Here is an 18,274-nt window from a genome sequence, read left to right as displayed (position 1 = left end):
TTTAAAACTCCACTTCAAGTTCTTCAATGTCATCGGGTTCTTCGAGGGCGCCCATCACCCATTCCTTCATCTCAGGCATCGCCATGATGTGCGTGCAGTAATCCCTGCTCGCCTTGTCCAGCTCTATGTGATATGTCAAGAATCTTGTGACCACTGGCGCAAACATGGCGTCAGCTAATGTGGGCTCCTGGCCAAATAAGAAAGGCCCACCGTATGTTGTTAAGCAGTCCTGCCAGATAACTAGAACGCGATTAATATCAATTTGCGCTTTTGACCAAACCTTGAATGACTCAAACTTTGCTTTGACATTCATAGGCAAAGAAGCGCGCAAGGCAGAGAAGCCGGAATGCATCTCGCCACAGATAGACCGACAATGCGCCCTTGCTACCGGATCCTTGGATAACAAATGGGCTTTAGGATTTAATTCATTAAGATACTCGCCAATAGCCATGGTATCCCATACTTTGCAGCCGTCATGATCTAAACGAGGAACCAGGATGGATGGTGACAAGAGTAAGAGTTCTGCCCGGTTATCCACATCATCCGGATGAACCTGCACTTCCTGGAAAGGGAGGCCAGAAAGCTTGAGCATCAGCCAACCGCGCAATGACCATGAAGAGTAATTTTTGCTACTAATCGTCAAGGTAGTCTGCTTAGGCATAAGAGCTTTCAAATAAGGTACAACTACAACTTATTCCCCCTGAAATAGAGATGGCTTGCTAAATGCCCTGTTTTTGACGGGTTTTACCCAAATCCGGGCATGCTTGGCTTTTACGCACCCATCTTGTGCGCCGCAATAATGCACCCTTGTGGTGAACTTATAGACTTTGAGTCATGTCTATACACGCCGCCCTACACCACGTCACCGAATATATATATGACCGCCCAGTCAAACTGGGGCCGCAGGTAATTCGTTTGCGACCGGCACCTCACTGCCGGAGTCATATTCTTTCTTACTCTCTCAAGATTGAGCCTGAAGATCATTTCATTAACTGGCAACAGGATCCATTTTCAAACTATCAAGCTCGTTTGGTTTTTCCTGAGCCTACGACGCACTTTAAAGTAACGGTCGATCTTGTTACGGAAATGGCCGTATACAACCCATTTGATTTCTTTCTAGAACCAGATGCAGAAGACTACCCCTTTACCTACAGCCAAGATCTGAAGAAAGAGTTGCGCCCCTACCTAGGTAAAAAGCGCAATGACGGCATCAACAGATATTTCAAAACGGTTGATCGCAGCAAGATGCGCACGATCGATTTTTTAGTTGCGCTCAATCAAAAAGTTCACAAGGATATTAGCTACACCATTCGAATGGAGCCTGGAGTACAGACTCCAGATGAGACTTTAAAACTTCGCAGTGGTTCTTGTCGTGATTCTGCTTGGTTAATGGTGAATCTCTTGCGCCTTTGCGGACTCGCGTCTCGCTTTGTTTCGGGCTATCTCATTCAGCTCAAGCCAGATGTCAAAGCACTTGATGGACCGAGTGGAACAGAGGTAGATTTCACTGACTTGCACGCCTGGTGCGAGGTGTATTTGCCAGGCGCGGGATGGATTGGCTTAGACCCGACTTCCGGCCTATTTGCTGGTGAGGGGCATATCCCTGTTGCCTGCACACCTGAACCTTCAGGTGCAGCCCCGATTGAAGGTGGTGTTGACGAATGTGAAGTGCAATTTGCTCACTCCATGGAAGTCACTCGCATTTATGAAGCGCCCCGAGTAACCAAACCATATACCGAAGAACAGTGGCAAGCGATTGTCGATCTGGGCCATCAAGTTGATAAGCAATTGGTTGCAGGCGACGTTCGCTTGACCATGGGTGGTGAGCCTACTTTTGTATCCGTTAATGGTCGCGATGAACGTGAATGGAATGTAGATGCATTAGGACCAACGAAGCGGGGTTACGCAACCGATTTAGTAGAAAAACTTCGCAAAGAATATGGCGATGGTGGCTTCCTTCATTTTGGTCAAGGCAAATGGTATCCAGGAGAACAACTCCCTCGCTGGGCTTTGTCAATCTACTGGAGGGCTGATGGACAACCTATTTGGAAAAATCCCAAACTCTTCGCCGATGAACGTCACCCTACTAACTACACCAGTAAAGATGCTGAAAAATTTGTCTACACACTTTCCAAAAAATTAGGTTTAGCGGATAAATTTATCGAACCCGCTTATGAGGATGTTTTTTATTACCTCTGGCGGGAATCTAAGCTACCAGTCAACGTTGATCCCTTCAAATCAAACCTAGACGATGAGATGGAGCGCACTCGTTTAAAGCGGGTCTTCACGCAGAAATTAGATTCCGTGGTGGGCTATGTCCTCCCTATCGAAGCGAATGAAGGAAAGAATTACCTAGATACCGCTTGGAAGACGGGTCCTTGGGAATATCGTGATGATCGCCTATATCTGCTACCAGGCGACTCGCCAATGGGCTATCGACTCCCCCTGGAGTCCCTACCCTGGGTGAGTAAAGCAGACTACCCCTATCTCATTGAGCAAGATCCATTTGCTCCTAGACCGCCATTAAATAGTCAAGCGTCAATTGTTCACCAACAACAACCAACTCGTAAAGAATTTACAGCGTCTGGCAAAACGATTTGGAGTCAGTCGCAAGAAGTAAGACATCCAAAACGTCAAGAATCAGCCGCATGGGTTACCAGAACAGCGATGTGCGTAGAAGCGCGTGATCCAATGCGCTCCAATGGACCCAAGGCTGAGAATGAGCATGGTGGTAAGTCAGGCGTGCTGTATGTCTTTATGCCCCCACTCGCCCGTCTTGAAGACTATCTCAATTTACTGGAGGCGGTAGAAGCTACTGCTGAAGAGCTGCAGTTTCAAATTGTGCTGGAGGGATACACCCCACCACGCGACCCACGCTTGAAGTTGTTACAGGTGACACCAGATCCAGGCGTTATTGAAGTCAATATTCATCCAGCCCATAACTGGGGCGAGCTAGTTGAGCATACGGAATTCTTATATCAAGCTGCTTTTGAATCTCGTCTTTCTGCTGAGAAATTTATGGCAGATGGCCGTCATACCGGCACAGGTGGTGGCAATCACTTTGTGATGGGTGGCGCAACACCGATTGATAGTCCGTTCTTACGTAAACCTGAGCTCTTGGCCAGCCTGATTTTGTATTGGCACAACCATCCGAGCTTGAGCTATCTCTTTAGTGGTATGTTTATTGGACCAACCAGTCAAGCACCTCGCGTGGATGAAGCACGCAATGACCAAATCTACGAATTAGAAATCGCATTGAAAGAAATTCATGAGAATCGCAAGAAGTTTGGCAAAAGCATGCCGCCGTGGCTGGTCGATAGAACTCTACGCAATATCCTGATTGACGTCACCGGTAATACGCATCGCAGCGAGTTCTGTATTGATAAGATGTATTCACCAGATAGTCAAACGGGTCGCTTAGGCCTACTAGAATTACGTGCTTTTGAGATGCCTCCACATGCGCATATGAGCATTGTTCAGCAATTACTCATTCGCGCCTTGATAGCTCGTTTCTGGGATAAGCCTTATGAGGCACCAATGACGCGCTGGGGAACTGAACTCCATGACCGCTGTCTCTTGCCAACATTTATCAAAATGGACTTTGATGATGTCATTCAAGAGATGCAAAGGCATGGTTACGACTTTAAGCCGGAGTGGTTTGCACCTCACCTCGAGTTCCGCTTCCCCCTCATTGGACAAGTGCAAACGATGGGAACAGAAATTACCTTACGCAATGCACTTGAACCATGGCATGTTATGGGCGAGGAAAATGCTGCAGGAGGTACCGCACGCTATGTTGACTCCTCACTAGAGAGAATAGAATTACGTGTTACCGGCTTAAATCAAAGTCGCTACACCATCACCTGCAATGGCGAGCCTTTGCCACTCCAACCAACAGGTGTTGCGGGAGAGTATGTAGCAGGCGTTCGTTATAAGGCCTGGAATCCTCCATCCAGTCTGCACCCGAGTATTGGTATTCATGTTCCATTGATTTTTGATGTGATTGATACCTGGAATAAACGCTCTGTGGGAGGTTGCCAATATCACGTTGCCCACCCTGGTGGCCGAAACTACGACAACTTCCCTATCAATGCCTATGAGGCAGAGAGTCGCCGCCTTTCCCGCTTCTTTAGGATGGGTCATACCCCTGGAACTGTTGAAGGGGCTCTGGCGAACATTGACCTCCCGGCTAGTAAGGAATTTCCATTTACGCTGGATATGCGGCGGTGAGACAATAGTTTGTGGATAACGCTCAGACCCATTCTTTGAAAGACGCCAGCAACCCTTCGCTGTTGGAGGATATCAACCGCCTATCACCCACGCCCAAAGAGGGGCACTTTGATGAGTTACGAGGGGAATCGGGGGCGCTACTGCCCGAATGGCAAACTTTTTTTGAATCCCTTGGCCCCTCTGGGTTAAGCGATCTTGATCAACGCACCCAAGAGCTCAACAGGCAGATTCGGGATAACGGCATTACATATAACGTCTATGCCGATGAGTTTGGTCCGCAGCGCCCTTGGTCAGTAGATTTATTTCCGCTCCTCATTAGCCCTGATTCTTGGCAAAAAATTCAGTCTGGAGTTTTGCAGCGAGCGCGTTTACTTGAAGCAATCATGGCGGATGTGTATGGGCCGCAAAATTTGTTGAAAGAAGGATGGATTCCTCCAGCATTAATTCACGGGCATCCTGGTTACTTGCGTTCCATGCATGGTGTCGATCTTAAGAATAGAAAATATCTTCATATCATGGCTTTTGATTTAGCCAGAGCGCCTGATGGATCATGGTCAGTTCTGTCGCAACGTACCCAAGCACCTTCTGGTCTTGGGTATCTTTTGGAAAATCGCAATCTGATTGCAAGGCAATTTCCCAAAGCATATGAGCTCATGCAGATTGCCCCACTAGCCAATGCCTATAGAGACTTAATTGATGCATTAAAGCTTGAAAGTCCGGCAGGTGCTAATGCCCATATTGCCCTCCTTACCCCGGGACCTTATAACGAGACCTACTTTGAGCACGCCTATCTCGCTCGTTATCTCGGCCTAACTTTGGTTGAGGGTGGTGACTTAACCGTACGCGACCAACATTTGTTTTTGAAAACGGTACGCGGTTTAGAGCCTGTACATATTTTGCTTAAGCGTTTGGATGATGAGTTTTTAGATCCATTAGAACTGCGCTCTGATTCCGCTCTAGGCGTCCCCGGTCTATTGCAAGTGATACGCGCTGGTAATGTTGTACTGGCAAATGCTCCTGGCTCAGCTTTCCTAGAATCCCCCGCTCTACTGGGATTCTTGCCGTCGATTAGCGAGAGACTTTTAAATGAAAAAGTGCAGCTTCCAGCAATGGATACCTGGTGGTGTGGTGAACGCGCTGCACTTGAGGCTGCCATTCCGAATTTAGGGCATAGCGCCATTAAGCCGACCTTTCCGAATGGCACAGGTCATCAAAGTTACGAATCCGCTTTAGGCTGCGATCTAAATCAGGCTCAGTTAGATGAATGGGTTGGGCGTATTACCAGACAGCCTGATGAGCACACTGTGCAAACCTACATTCCCTTGGCACAAATGCCAACCTGGTTAAATGCCTTTAACCTCAATGATGCGTCTTTGATTGAGCCCCACTCATATATGTTGCGAGTCTTTGCCCTGAGTGATGGTTCTAATAGCTGGCAAGTATTGCCTGGTGGACTTGCCCGTATTGCAAGTACTGATTCAGGTATTGCTTCTATGCAACGAGGCGGCAGTAGTGCTGACGTATGGGTTCAAAGCCCGCAGCCCTCACAAGAGCAAGGACAACATTTACAGCATCCGATTCAAGCCCCTGAAAAAATGATGCGTAAGCGCTTAGTGACCAGTCGCGCCGCTGAGAATCTCTATTGGTTTGGGCGCTATACCGAGCGCAGTGAAAATATTCTGCGCTTGGCTAAGCTTTATCTTGAAAATATTAACAGCGAATACACCCCTTCCCGTGCATTGTGGTCTTGGCTGGAAAACCTATGTCACTACTACGGACTTGTGCCTGAAGGTGTACCAAGTACTTTTGACCAGAGTGATATGCGTCACCGAATTTTTGAGCGCACTTTAATTAGCTCTCTCAATGCCAGCGACAGCGTCACCAGCGTGGGCTATAACCTGAATGCCATGAAACGCACGGCTTCTAATGTAAGAGAACGACTCTCCCCGGAGCAATGGAGCACTATCAATCATTGCATTGAGCAATTTCAAGCTGATTGCCATAAAGCCAATACCTTTAATGATTTTTCTGCCTCGCTCGCTATCGAAGCTTTAAATGGTGCAAGTAGTTGCTTAGCGGCGATCACTGGCGCTCAAACTGACCGTATGACACGTGATGATGGCTGGCAACTACTTTCTATTGGAAGGCATATCGAGAGACTCGCCTTTCTGACAAACGCATTAGATTCAGCTATCGTTTCTGGCTTACTTAATAATCCAAATGCAGACAGCTCAGGTTATACCGCGCTACTCAATTTATTTGATAGCACGATCACTTTCCATGCGCAGCACCAACAAAGCCGTGAGATAGCCCCTTTAATTAGCTTACTGGTGATGGATGATGAAAACCCACGCTCCCTGGCCTGGGTTAGCAAAGCGCTCCGCGCCAGACTCTCTAAACTTGCGGGCACCGAGCGAAATAACCCGGATGAGTTAACTCGTAGTGTCATTAATCTCCTAGATTACGACTTATACACCTTGTCGACTGCCGATGGGTTCGGCAATCTCTCTAACCTGAGAAATTGTTTGAGCAATTGCTCGCAATCTGCCTGGAATGTTTCAGATGCAATTAGCGCACGCTATTTCAATCTGATTCACTCTAATGAATACAGTATCCAAATGTAATGCGCCAATTATGTTGCTAGAAATTACCCACGATACCCGTTACGCTTATGATCCTGATGTTGAGATTGCGCAGCATTTTGCTCACCTTAAACCAGCAGATCTAGAGACGCAACGAGTACTAAATTCCGAAGTTCAGGTGAGCCCAAGGCCTTCTTGGAGCGAAGAGAACATAGATAGCCATGGAAATGTTTGTACCTTCTTTTCTTTGCAGAATAGGCACAGTGAATTACTCATCACAGCCAAGTCGCTGATCGAGACTACAGCTACTGAATATGGCCCTAAGCCCCAGGAAACTGCACCCTGGGAGCTGGTACGCGAATACTTCCGCTATCACTCCAATACTCAATGGGATGCTGCCTCAGAATTTCTATTTACATCTCCATTCATTACTTTGAGACCAGAGTTCGCAGAATTTGCGAGGGCTAATTTCACGGTTGGTAGACCGATACTAGATGCAGCAATTGATTTGATGAAGCGTATCTATAGCGAATTCCATTACGTTAGTAAAAGTACCGATATCAACACCCCTGCACTAGAGGCGCTAAATAAGCGTGAAGGTGTTTGCCAGGACTTTGCACATATTTTGATTGCGTCGCTCCGCAGTATCGGCATTCCAGCAAAATATATGAGCGGCTATATTCTGACGAATCCTGCGCCTGGTCAAGCAAGACTGATTGGCGGCGATGCTTCACATGCTTGGGTCTCAGTTTATGTTCCCAGCATGAATGAAAACGGTATTTTAGGTAAGGGCATTTGGTGTGATCTAGACCCAACTAATAATCGCTGGGGCTACGGAACTCCTGGGGAAGATTATGTTCACTTGGCCCAGGGAAGAGATTACTCCGACGTCTCCCCTATCCGTGGCGTCATTCATGGCGGAGCAGACCATACGCTTGATGTAGCTGTAACGGTAATGCCTATCAATCCCTAAGGATCGATAGAACCTTCAGGCTTCTGCGCCCATACAAAAAATAAGCTGCTATTTTTTTAACTTAGCTAATGCCATAGCCATGGCGTTATTAATGGGCGCAGCCGACCTTCTATCTTCCTGTGGTTTTCTGTTTTCTGTTGACCTAGGGCGATTGGGGGCTCTTTGCTCAGTTTTGGCTGCCGCCTTAGCGCTTTCCTTTGGGGCTTCATCACTTAAGCGCATCGTTAATGCAATACGCTTACGCTTTTCGTCTACCTCTAGCACTTTGACTTTCACAACCTGCCCCGCTTTAACAACGCTATGCGGATCTTTTACGAAGGTATTAGATAAAGCAGAGATATGCACCAAGCCATCTTGATGTACACCAATGTCAACAAAGGCACCAAAGGCGGCAACGTTAGTCACTACGCCTTCTAAAATCATATCCGTTTTGAGGTCGCTAATTTTCTCGACACCATCTTTAAAAGTTGCAGTAGTAAATTCAGGGCGTGGATCTCGACCAGGCTTTTCCAATTCTTTAATAATGTCAGTAACAGTAGGCAGACCAAATTGGCCATCAGCATACTTTTCTGGTGAAAGTGACTTCAGCAAACTAGCATCACCAATCACTTCTTTAACGCCTTTCTTAATATCCTTCAGAATCTTTTCTACCAAAGGATAAGATTCAGGATGAACTGCAGAAGCATCTAATGGATCATCGCCATTCATGATGCGCAAGAATCCAGCAGCTTGCTCATAGGTTTTATCGCCGAGTCGCGGAACGCTCTTGAGATCCGCCCTCGATTTAAATGCACCCTTGCTATCGCGATAGGCCACTATTCCCTCAGCCACTGTTGAGCTTAAACCGGAAACCCGTGCTAGCAATGGGGCTGAAGCCGTGTTCACATCAACACCGACAGCATTCACGCAATCCTCAACTACTGCGACTAATGATTTAGCCAACTGGGTTTGCATCACATCATGCTGGTACTGACCCACACCAATTGATTTAGGATCGATCTTTACCAGTTCGGCTAATGGATCTTGCAGGCGACGTGCAATCGATACTGCGCCACGGAGCGATACATCCATCCCGGGCAATTCTTTTGAGGCATATTCAGATGCAGAGTAAACAGAAGCACCCGCTTCAGAAACAACAATCTTGGTGAGTTTGAGTTCTGGCTTAGCCTTAATCAGTTCTTGGGCTAATTTATCAGTCTCGCGAGATGCAGTACCGTTACCAATCGAGATTAAGGTGGCATTGTGCTTCTCAGCTAATTTAGCCAAAACATGTAATGAACCAGCCCAATCATTTTTTGGTTGATGCGGGTAAATTACTTCAGTGTCCACTACTTTTCCAGTAGCATCCACTACGGCCACTTTCACACCAGTGCGCATGCCGGGGTCGAGACCGATAGTTACCCTTGGGCCAGCAGGCGCTGCCAGCAAGAGGGCTTTAAGGTTGCGAGCAAATACATTAATCGCTTCAGTTTCTGAGCGCTCACGTAACGCTGTCATCAGCTCAGACTCTAAATGCAGTGAGCACTTAATACGCCAAGTCCAGCGAACAGTATCGGCTAACCAAGCATCGGCAGGTCGCCCCTCGTTTTTAATCTTGAAATGATTGGCTATCCGGTTTTCACAAGGATTGTGAGGAGAATCCCATTTTGGCTTTTCTTCTTCAGTATCTAGACGCAGGTTGACCATTAACATCTGTTCCCGACGACCCCTGAATAAAGCTAAGGCACGATGAGATGGAATGGCTTTAATCGGCTCAGAGTAATCAAAGTAATCAGCGAACTTCTCTCCCTCTTGCTCTTTACCAGCAATCACTTTGGATTCGACTACACCGTGATCTTGTAAATACTCTCTAAGAGATTGCACCAATGCTGCATCTTCTGCAAAGCGCTCCATCAAAATTTGACGTGCTCCTTCAAGCGCAGCCTTGGTATCCGCAACGCCAGGATTATCTGTCCCATCGACCTGGAACGCCTCCTTCAGATACTTTGCAGCTTCTGTTTCAGGATCGAGCTTGGGATTATTGAGGAGGTCATTTGCCAAGGGCTCTAAGCCAGCCTCTAAAGCAATTTGTGCCTTAGTCCTTCTCTTAGGTTTATACGGCAGGTAAAGATCCTCCAAGCGAGTCTTATCCTCTGCCAACATTATGGCTTTCAGCAACTCTGGCGCCATCTTGCCCTGCTCCTCAATGGAGGCAACGATTGTCTTGCGGCGATCCTCTAGTTCACGAAGATAGCTAAGACGTTCTTCCAATAAACGTAACTGCGTATCATCCAAGCCACCGGTAGCTTCTTTGCGGTAACGAGCGATAAATGGCACGGTAGCCCCCTCATCCATCAGGGCTATAGCAGCAGCTACTTGAGCAGGTTTAGCAGCAAGTTCTTGGGCAAGGCGTTGTTCAATTGATGGCAGCATGTATATCTAGTTTTATTTATTTAACTTATAAATGATTAATTTATAGTTTTGATTTCAATGAAGAACAAAAGCCACCCGGAGGTGACTTTTGTTGTGTAGCTGGAAAGAGCTTACTCGCGGGATGCTTTCTTACGATCGTGCTCTTTCAGGTGACGCTTACGGATACGTACGCTTTTCGGCGTTACTTCAACCAACTCATCATCGCTAATGAATTCAACCGCATATTCCAAGGTCAAATCAATTGGTGTTACCAAGCGAACTGCTTCGTCAGTACCTGAAGAGCGAACGTTGGTTAATTGCTTACCCTTGATTGGGTTAACAACCAAGTCATTGTCACGACTATGGATACCAATAACCATTCCCTCGTATACAGGATCACCATGGCTAACAAACATACGACCACGATCTTGTAACTTCCAAATAGCATAGGCAACTGCTTCGCCATCATCTTGACTGATCAATACGCCATTATGGCGTTCACCCAAAATGCCATCTTTCGCTGGAGCATAAGAATCAAATGTGTGACTCATCAAACCATTACCGCGAGTCATGGTCATGAAGTCACCCTGGAAGCCGATCAGACCACGTGCAGGAATGCGGTACTCAAGACGGGTGCGGCCTTTGCCGTCACTCACCATATCTTGCAACTCACCCTTACGCTTACCCAAGTCTTCCATCACAGAACCTTGAGTGGCATCTTCTACGTCAACCGTTAAGTTCTCATACGGCTCCATTTTGACGCCATTCTCTTCATGAAAGACAACGCGTGGACGGGAAACGGCCATCTCATAGCCTTCACGACGCATGGTCTCTACCAAGATAGTGAGATGCAACTCGCCGCGACCTGATACCTCAAATACGGTGTCATCATCAGTCTCTTTTACGCGCAGAGCCATATTGGCCTTCAATTCGCGGTCTAAACGTTCACGAATTTGACGGCTAGTTACAAACTTGCCTTCACGACCAGCCAATGGACTAGTGTTCACCATAAAGTTCATGGTCAAGGTTGGCTCATCAATCTTGAGCATTGGCAATGGATCTGGCTTATCAACCGCACATACTGTTGTACCAATGGCCAAATCTTCAATACCATTGATGAGGGCGATATCACCAGCAACCGCCTCGTCAACGATTTCTCGCTCGAGACCTTTAAATTTTAATACTTGGTTGATACGGCCTTTGAATGGCGTGCCATCAGGACCATTCATGCAGACCACTTCCATGCCTGACTTCACGCGGCCCCGGCTAATACGGCCAACACCGATCTTGCCAACATAGCTGTTGTAGTCGATTGAAGAAATCTGGAATTGCAAGGGGCCTTCTGCGTCGTCATCACGCACAGGAACGTGCTTCAGAACAGCATCAAACAAGGGGCGCATAGTACCTTCACGCACATCTTCTGACTCTCCTGCATAACCATTCAAGCCTGATGCATAGATCACCGGGAAATCTAACTGCTCTTCAGTGGCGCCTAGTTTGTCAAACAATTCAAAAGTTGCGTTGATCACGTAGTCGCAACGTGCGCCTGGACGGTCAACCTTATTAATCACAACGATTGGCTTCAAACCTAATGCCAAGGCTTTCTTGGTAACGAAGCGGGTCTGTGGCATTGGACCTTCAACCGCATCAACCAAGAGCAATACACCGTCAACCATCGAGAGTACGCGCTCTACTTCACCACCGAAGTCCGCGTGTCCTGGTGTATCAACGATATTAATATGTGTACCGTCATACTCTACTGCACAGTTCTTGGACAAAATAGTAATGCCACGCTCTTTTTCCAAGTCGTTTGAGTCCATGACGCGTTCAGTCATTTTTTCATTTGAGCGGAATGTGCCAGATTGGCGCAAGAGTTGGTCAACCAAGGTAGTTTTTCCGTGGTCAACGTGGGCGATGATGGCGATGTTACGAAGTGCGCGTTTAGTCATGTGAAGCTTCTTGAGTTAAAGATAAGTAAAAGGGTTATAAATAATGATTAATTAATGAGCCTGCGAAATTAAGCGCTTTGGATGCAAAACACCAGAACGCCAATCAGCAGTACCAATAAAGTTATGAGGAGCAGCAGTCGCACGATAAATGCGTACCAATGCTTCAATGGAAGGTAAGTTCAGCGGAACACGCTGCCCCATTTCAAGACGTTTCGCTTGTTGCTCATCCACTGTTAAGTGTGGCAATGTTTGTAGCAAGGCATCAACAGGCAATATGTAGTCAGCACTATTTTGCAGGCCGCTTTGTATCGCTTCAATCGTAAAGGACTGCTCAAGATTGAGATGCCCTACTTCGGTACGACGCAAGCCAACTAAATGGGCGCCACATCCTAGGGCATTACCAATATCTTCTGCCAGAACACGAATATAAGTTCCTTTGCTACAGCTGACTTCTAACGTAGCTTCGGGCCAAGCAATGTCAGTCCAGCGAATGACGTGAATGGTGATATCTCGTGGAGTGCGCTCTAACTCAACACCTGCGCGAGCGTATTCATATAAAGGTTTGCCATCACGCTTGAGTGCGGAATACATTGGCGGCACTTGAGATATCGGCCCCGTAAATTTTGGAAGTAAAGCATCTAATGCAGATTTGATTTCAACTGCGCTTGCAAATACAGGCAATGGCAACTCTTCAATGATGAGACCTTCAGCATCGCCGGTATCAGTGCGTGAGCCGAACTTTACTCGAGCGATATAAGACTTATCTGCTTCAAGCAAATCTTGTGAATACTTGGTTGCTTCGCCTAAGCAGATAGGCAGTAAGCCGGTCGCCATTGGATCCAAAGTACCAGTATGGCCAGCCTTGTCAGCATTAAAGGCGCGCTTGACTGCAGTAACGGCACCCTGTGAACTCATTCCAGCAGGTTTATCTAGCAGCACTACGCCGTCGATCCGTATTGACATGAACTATTTAGTCTCGTCTTTGTGGTCGCTGCTGCGATCACTATCAACGGCTTGATCGATCAATCGAGACATTTCTATGCCATGCTCTACTGAGCTGTCATAGTGAAAATGTAAGGTAGGAACAGTATGAATATGCAAACGCTTAAACAAGAGTGAGTGCAAATACCCTGCTTTTTCTTGAAGCGCTTTTAAAGCATGCTCAGGCTCAGCACCCAAAACCGTAAAGAACACTTTGGCATGGGCCAGATCCGGTGTGAGCTCAATACTTTGTAAAGTAATCAAGCCCAAACTCGGGCTGCGCAATTCGCGAGGAATAAGTTCGGCCAGGTCTCGCTGAATTTGATCGGCGAGACGCTGGTTACGATGCGGGCTAGTTTTATGCATATTGCTTAGAGTGAACGTGCAACTTCAGTAACTTCAAATACCTCAAGCTGATCACCTTCTTTAATGTCGTTATAGCCTTTTAATGACAGGCCGCACTCGACACCGGCACGAACTTCTTTAGCGTCATCTTTGAAGCGCTTGAGAGAGTCCAGTTCGCCAGTCCAAACAACGATGTTGTCACGCAAGAGACGAACACTAGATGTGCGTTTGATGATTCCATCAACCACCAAGCAACCCGCGATAGCGCCAACCTTAGATACCAAGAAGACTTGACGAATCTCAACGAGACCAGTGATTTCTTCTTTCTTATCTGGAGTCAACATGCCGCTCAGCGCTAACTTCACTTCATCCACTGCGTCATAAATAATGTTGTGATAACGAATATCCACACCATTGTTTTCAGCCAGCTTACGAGCCGCTGCATCAGCGCGGGAATTGAATCCAAAAATAACCGCTTTAGAAGCAACTGCCAAGTTCACGTCAGTTTCAGTAATACCACCAACACCTGCGTGAACAATTTGCACCTTCACCTCGGGTGTAGATAACTTCATTAATGACTGTGCCAAAGCTTCTTGAGAACCTTGTACGTCAGCCTTGATGATCAACGGCAATAACTTGGCTTCAATGGCGCCTTCTTCCATGTTTTCCATCATGGTTTCAAGTTTGAATGCCTGCTGTTTAGCCAACTTCACATCACGGAACTTACCTTGACGGAAAAGTGCAATCTCACGAGCCTTACGCTCATCAGGAACCACTTGTACTGACTCACCAGCTGCAGGAACATCTCCTAAACCTTGAATCTCAACTGGGATAGATGGGCCGGCTTCGTTACATGGCTTACCGTTTTCATCCAACATAGCGCGTACGCGTCCGTAGGTTGAACCTGCCAACAACATATCTCCACGCTTGAGCGTGCCTGATTGAACCAATATGGTTGCTACAGGGCCCTTACCTTTATCCAAACGCGCTTCTATGACTAAACCTTGAGCTGGCGCATCTTTAGGTGCTTTCAATTCCAAGATTTCAGCTTGCAAGAGCACGTTCTCTAGCAAGGCATCAATGCCCTCACCAGTTTTTGCGGATACCGGAATAAATGGCACATCGCCACCGTATTCTTCAGGAACCACTTGCTCTGCCACCAACTCAGTTTTGACGCGCTCAGAATTGGCTTCTGGTTTATCAATCTTGTTAATTGCCACAACAATTGGAACGCCGCCTGCAAGCGCATGGTGAATCGCTTCTTTTGTTTGCGGCATCACACCGTCATCAGCAGCAACTACCAAGATCACAATATCGGTCGCCTTAGCACCACGAGCACGCATTGCCGTAAAAGCTTCGTGACCCGGGGTATCCAAGAAGGTAATCATGCCACGCGGAGTTTCCACATGGTAAGCACCGATATGCTGAGTAATGCCGCCGGCCTCACCAGTAGCTACTTTGGCTGCACGAATCTTATCGAGCAAGGAAGTTTTACCGTGGTCAACGTGACCCATCACCGTTACAACTGGAGGACGCGGCAACAACTCCGCATCATGACCATCTGTACCGAGATCTAAATCTGGATCATCCAATTTTGCAGCAAAGGCTTTGTGACCCATTTCTTCAACAAGAATCATTGCGGTATCTTGGTCAAGCACTTGATTGATGGTGACCATTTGGCCCATACCCATCAAGAGCTTAATCACTTCTGCACTCTTCACCGCCATTGCATGAGCTAACTCAGCAACAGTAATGGTTTCTGGTACATGAACATCACGCACTATAGCTTCTGTTGGCACTTGGAAGTTGGTATCTACGTTCGCTTCAGCAATTTGACGTTGCTTCTTACGACCACCGCCTGAACGCCAACCACCAACACCACCAGAAGAATCTCCGCGCGTCTTTAGGCCACCAGGTTTCTTAGCGCCTTCTTCTTGCCAAGTCGATGATGTCTCGGAAGATTTAATAGTCTTTCCGCCAACTTTAGCAGCAGCCTTCTTCTTATCATCAGCACCTTCAACTTTTGCAGGCTTGTGCAAAGTACCTTTTTTCGCTTCTTCAGCAGCAATTTCACTTGGCGCTTTGAGAACACGTGCAGGAGCGCTCATCATGTCGCGGATTGCTAAAGCCTCAGCTTCAGCAGCAGCACGACGAACACGAATATCTGCTAATTCTTTTTCTTTGCTAGCCGCTAAATCTTTAGCGGCTTTATCTGTTGCTGCCTTTTTCTCTGCTGCCGCTGCGGCAGCAGCCGGCGCTGCATCTACAGGCGCTTCTTCTTTAGCAATTACTGGAGCCGCAACTTCTTTTTGACGTGCTTCTTCGGCGGCCTTCATTTCTGCTTCTTGACGCGCCAATAACTCAGCCTGGCGCGTTGCTTCAGCTGCGCGTTTCTCTAATTCTTCTTCAGAAATTATGGGTTTAGCTGGTGCTGCTGGAGCAACTTCTTTAGCCACTGGAATCGGAGTCTCTTCAGGCGCCTTATCACCGGCCTTAACGAGCACACGTTTTTTACGAACTTCAACTTGTACCGTGCGAGTGCGTCCAGCAGAATCCGCTTGACGAATTTCTGAACTCTCACGCTTGATTAAAGTAATCTTTTTGCGAGCGCCAGAATCTGCACTGCCATGTTCTTTTTGCAAATGCTCGAGCAGGACAGTTTTGTCCTTTTCGGTAATGCTATCGTCCTCAGAACCTTTTTCAATACCGGCCGCCTTCAACTGCTCCAAGAGGTCTGGCGCGGTACGTTTTAATTCTTTAGCGAGTACTTTTACTGTTGTTGCCATGCACTACTTCCTCTCATGAAGTAAACCAATGTTCGCGCGCTTTCATGATGAGCGTTTTCGCAGTTTCTTCGTCAATTTGTGTCGCCTCAACTAGCTCATCAACAGCTAATTCAGCAAGGTCGTCACGGGTATGTACTTGATTGTCAGCAAGCTTAGCAATCAGCTCTGTAGTCATTCCTTCCAGGGAGCGTAAATCTTGTGAAACCTCACCAATACGCTCTTCCTTTGCCAACTCCATGGTCAACAAAGAGTCACGAGCGCGGGTACGCAACTCATTCACAGTATCTTCATCAAATGAATCAATCTCTAACATTTCAGACAATGGTACGTAGGCCACTTCTTCTAATGTGTTGAAACCTTCTTCAATCAAAATATCAGCCACTTCTTGGTCTACGTCCAACTTGTCCATGAACAATTGACGTACAGAAGAAGCTTCTTTTTCAGTTTTCTCAGCAGACTCTTCAGGAGTCATGATGTTGATCTGCCAACCAGTCAAATCACTCGCCAAACGAACGTTCTGTCCACTACGGCCAATAGCGATTGCCAAATTCTCTTCGTCAACCACTACATCCATCGCATGACGCTCTTCATCAACCACGATTGATGAAACTTGAGCTGGAGCCAAAGCACCAATCACAAATTGCGCTGGATCTTCAGACCACAATACGATGTCGACCGCTTCGCCGGCTACTTCGTTACGGACAGCAGTTACGCGTGTACCACGTACGCCAACGCAAGTGCCAATTGGATCGATGCGCTTGTCATAAGTAATCACAGCAATCTTTGCGCGCACACCAGGATCACGGGCAGCGCCCTTAATCTCCAGTAAGCCCTGTTCCATTTCTGGAACTTCGTTCTCAAACAACTTAATCAAGAAGTCTGGGCAAGTACGTGAGAGTTCGATTTGTGGGCCACGTGCTTCGCGATCCACCTTAAGAATATAGGCGCGAACACGATCACCAGAGCGTAAGTTCTCTTTTGGGATCATTTGATCACGACGCAGCAAGGCTTCAACACGACCGGATTCAATGATCAGGCCATTCTTGTCGGCACGCTTGACGGTACCGGTCATGACTTTTTCGCCACGCTCAAGGTAGTCGTTCAAAATCTGTTCGCGTTCAGCGTCACGAATGCGCTGCAAGATGACTTGCTTAGCAGCTTGTGCGCCGATACGACCAAATGCTAAAGATTCAATTTCCTCTTCGATGTAGTCACCAACTTCCATGTCGGCGAGTTGCTCTTGGGCTTCAAATTGCAGAATCTCTTTGTCCGGCTCTTGCAAACCAGCTTCATTGGGCACAACCAACCAGCGACGGAAGGTTTCGTATTCACCAGTTTCACGATCAATTGAAACGCGGATATCCACGTCTTCTGTAGCGTAGCGCTTCTTGGTCGCAGAGGCCAAAGCCATCTCCAACGCCTCGAACACAATTGCTTGATCAACGTTCTTTTCACGCGCTAACGCGTCTGCCAACATGAGAACTTCTCGGCTCATGACTTTCTTCCTTTGAAATCAATAACAGGGACCAACCGAGTCTTATCGACCTCGGCTAAAGAGAACTCCAATTGAGAAGGCTGACCATCAGCACCCTCAAATACCAAACCAAACTTTGCATCCGGTGAATTCAATTCACCACTCAGCAAACCTTGTAACTCACCACGAAAATTCTTGCGACCGCCAACTGCCACGCGCAATTTCAAATCCACTTGCATTCCAGCGAAGCGCTCATAATCAGCGGCACTTTTCACTGGACGATCCAATCCTGGAGATGAAATTTCTAAACGCTCATAAGGAATGTTTTCAACTGGCAAGGTGTAGCTCAATTGATGGCTCACCTTCTCGCAATCCAAAACAGAAATCAAGCGTTCGTAATCTGGGTTTTCAATCGTGACGCGCAGCAATCCTCCGGCTTCACGCTCTATCTCCACTAGCGTGTAACCCAAGTTTTCCAGCTCTGCAGAAATAACCTGCTGATCCTTCACGACATCCCCTCATACCAAAATGGCAAAAAAAAATGGGCTTCAAAGCCCATATTC

At 47.2% G+C, this 18,274-nt stretch carries 11 protein-coding genes; 3 read left to right on the top strand and 8 right to left on the bottom strand.

The annotated features are described in order from the left end of the window. Position 1: 1 nt before the first annotated feature. Positions 2 to 661, bottom strand: coding sequence for a glutathione S-transferase family protein (locus tag ICN34_RS06215; protein ID WP_216121439.1), 660 nt, complete (start codon positions 659 to 661; stop codon positions 2 to 4). Between the two features lie 173 nt (positions 662 to 834). Between ICN34_RS06215 and ICN34_RS06210 the strand changes: the two genes are divergently transcribed. From ICN34_RS06210 to ICN34_RS06200, 3 genes are all read left to right on the top strand, one after another. Then, positions 835 to 4,230 carry a DUF2126 domain-containing protein gene (locus ICN34_RS06210; protein ID WP_216121437.1) on the top strand — a complete coding sequence of 1,132 codons (3,396 nt, stop codon included), beginning with the start codon at positions 835 to 837 and terminating at the stop codon, positions 4,228 to 4,230. Positions 4,231 to 4,301: 71 nt separating this feature from the next. After that, positions 4,302 to 6,854, top strand: a complete 2,553-nt coding sequence (locus ICN34_RS06205; protein ID WP_370623979.1) for a circularly permuted type 2 ATP-grasp protein — start codon at positions 4,302 to 4,304, stop codon at positions 6,852 to 6,854. Continuing rightward, positions 6,832 to 7,785 carry a transglutaminase family protein gene (locus tag ICN34_RS06200; RefSeq protein WP_255538585.1) on the top strand — a complete coding sequence of 318 codons (954 nt, stop codon included), beginning with the start codon at positions 6,832 to 6,834 and terminating at the stop codon, positions 7,783 to 7,785. The genes ICN34_RS06205 and ICN34_RS06200 overlap by 23 nt, the downstream gene beginning before the upstream one ends. A gap of 48 nt (positions 7,786 to 7,833) precedes the next feature. Here ICN34_RS06200 and ICN34_RS06195 read toward each other — a convergent pair whose 3' ends face one another. The 7 genes from ICN34_RS06195 to rimP all read right to left on the bottom strand — a co-directional run bounded on the left by ICN34_RS06195 (position 7,834) and on the right by rimP (position 18,220). Beyond that, positions 7,834 to 10,197 (bottom strand): Tex family protein, encoded by a 2,364-nt coding sequence (locus ICN34_RS06195; RefSeq protein WP_216121432.1) that lies wholly within the window; start codon positions 10,195 to 10,197, stop codon positions 7,834 to 7,836. Positions 10,198 to 10,307: 110 nt separating this feature from the next. Beyond that, the gene (typA, locus tag ICN34_RS06190) at positions 10,308 to 12,125 is read right to left on the bottom strand and encodes a translational GTPase TypA (RefSeq protein ID WP_072583488.1); all 1,818 of its coding nucleotides are present in this window, start codon (positions 12,123 to 12,125) and stop codon (positions 10,308 to 10,310) included. 51 nt (positions 12,126 to 12,176) lie between these two features. After that, a complete protein-coding gene (gene truB, locus ICN34_RS06185; protein WP_216121430.1) occupies positions 12,177 to 13,088 on the bottom strand; it encodes a tRNA pseudouridine(55) synthase TruB in 912 nt (303 codons plus the stop codon). A gap of 3 nt (positions 13,089 to 13,091) precedes the next feature. Further along, on the bottom strand, positions 13,092 to 13,472 hold the full coding sequence (rbfA, locus tag ICN34_RS06180) for a 30S ribosome-binding factor RbfA (protein ID WP_072583486.1): 381 nt from the start codon (positions 13,470 to 13,472) through the stop codon (positions 13,092 to 13,094). 5 nt (positions 13,473 to 13,477) lie between these two features. After that, complete coding sequence (infB, locus tag ICN34_RS06175) at positions 13,478 to 16,237, bottom strand: translation initiation factor IF-2 (RefSeq protein WP_216121428.1); 2,760 nt, start codon at positions 16,235 to 16,237, stop codon at positions 13,478 to 13,480. Positions 16,238 to 16,250: 13 nt separating this feature from the next. After that, positions 16,251 to 17,732: a transcription termination factor NusA gene (gene nusA / locus ICN34_RS06170; RefSeq protein WP_072583484.1), complete on the bottom strand. Its 1,482-nt coding sequence runs from the start codon at positions 17,730 to 17,732 to the stop codon at positions 16,251 to 16,253. Then, positions 17,729 to 18,220 carry a ribosome maturation factor RimP gene (gene rimP, locus ICN34_RS06165; protein WP_072583483.1) on the bottom strand — a complete coding sequence of 164 codons (492 nt, stop codon included), beginning with the start codon at positions 18,218 to 18,220 and terminating at the stop codon, positions 17,729 to 17,731. The genes nusA and rimP overlap by 4 nt, the downstream gene beginning before the upstream one ends. Positions 18,221 to 18,274 lie beyond the last annotated feature (54 nt).

The organism is Polynucleobacter sp. Tro8-14-1 (genome assembly GCF_018881655.1).
Taxonomy (GTDB): domain Bacteria; phylum Pseudomonadota; class Gammaproteobacteria; order Burkholderiales; family Burkholderiaceae; genus Polynucleobacter.
This window is presented reverse-complemented; position numbering and strand designations above follow the sequence as displayed.

What these genes read in the sequence shown, in the direction of transcription:
- ICN34_RS06215 (WP_216121439.1), bottom strand. Translation starts at nt 661, where the DNA reads ATGCCTAAGCAGACTACCTTGACGATTAGTAGCAAAAATTACTCTTCA.
- ICN34_RS06210 (WP_216121437.1), top strand. Translation starts at nt 835, where the DNA reads ATGTCTATACACGCCGCCCTACACCACGTCACCGAATATATATATGAC.
- ICN34_RS06200 (WP_255538585.1), top strand. Translation starts at nt 6,832, where the DNA reads ATGAATACAGTATCCAAATGTAATGCGCCAATTATGTTGCTAGAAATT.
- ICN34_RS06195 (WP_216121432.1), bottom strand. Translation starts at nt 10,197, where the DNA reads ATGCTGCCATCAATTGAACAACGCCTTGCCCAAGAACTTGCTGCTAAA.
- typA (WP_072583488.1), bottom strand. Translation starts at nt 12,125, where the DNA reads ATGACTAAACGCGCACTTCGTAACATCGCCATCATCGCCCACGTTGAC.
- truB (WP_216121430.1), bottom strand. Translation starts at nt 13,088, where the DNA reads ATGTCAATACGGATCGACGGCGTAGTGCTGCTAGATAAACCTGCTGGA.
- rbfA (WP_072583486.1), bottom strand. Translation starts at nt 13,472, where the DNA reads ATGCATAAAACTAGCCCGCATCGTAACCAGCGTCTCGCCGATCAAATT.
- infB (WP_216121428.1), bottom strand. Translation starts at nt 16,237, where the DNA reads ATGGCAACAACAGTAAAAGTACTCGCTAAAGAATTAAAACGTACCGCG.
- nusA (WP_072583484.1), bottom strand. Translation starts at nt 17,732, where the DNA reads ATGAGCCGAGAAGTTCTCATGTTGGCAGACGCGTTAGCGCGTGAAAAG.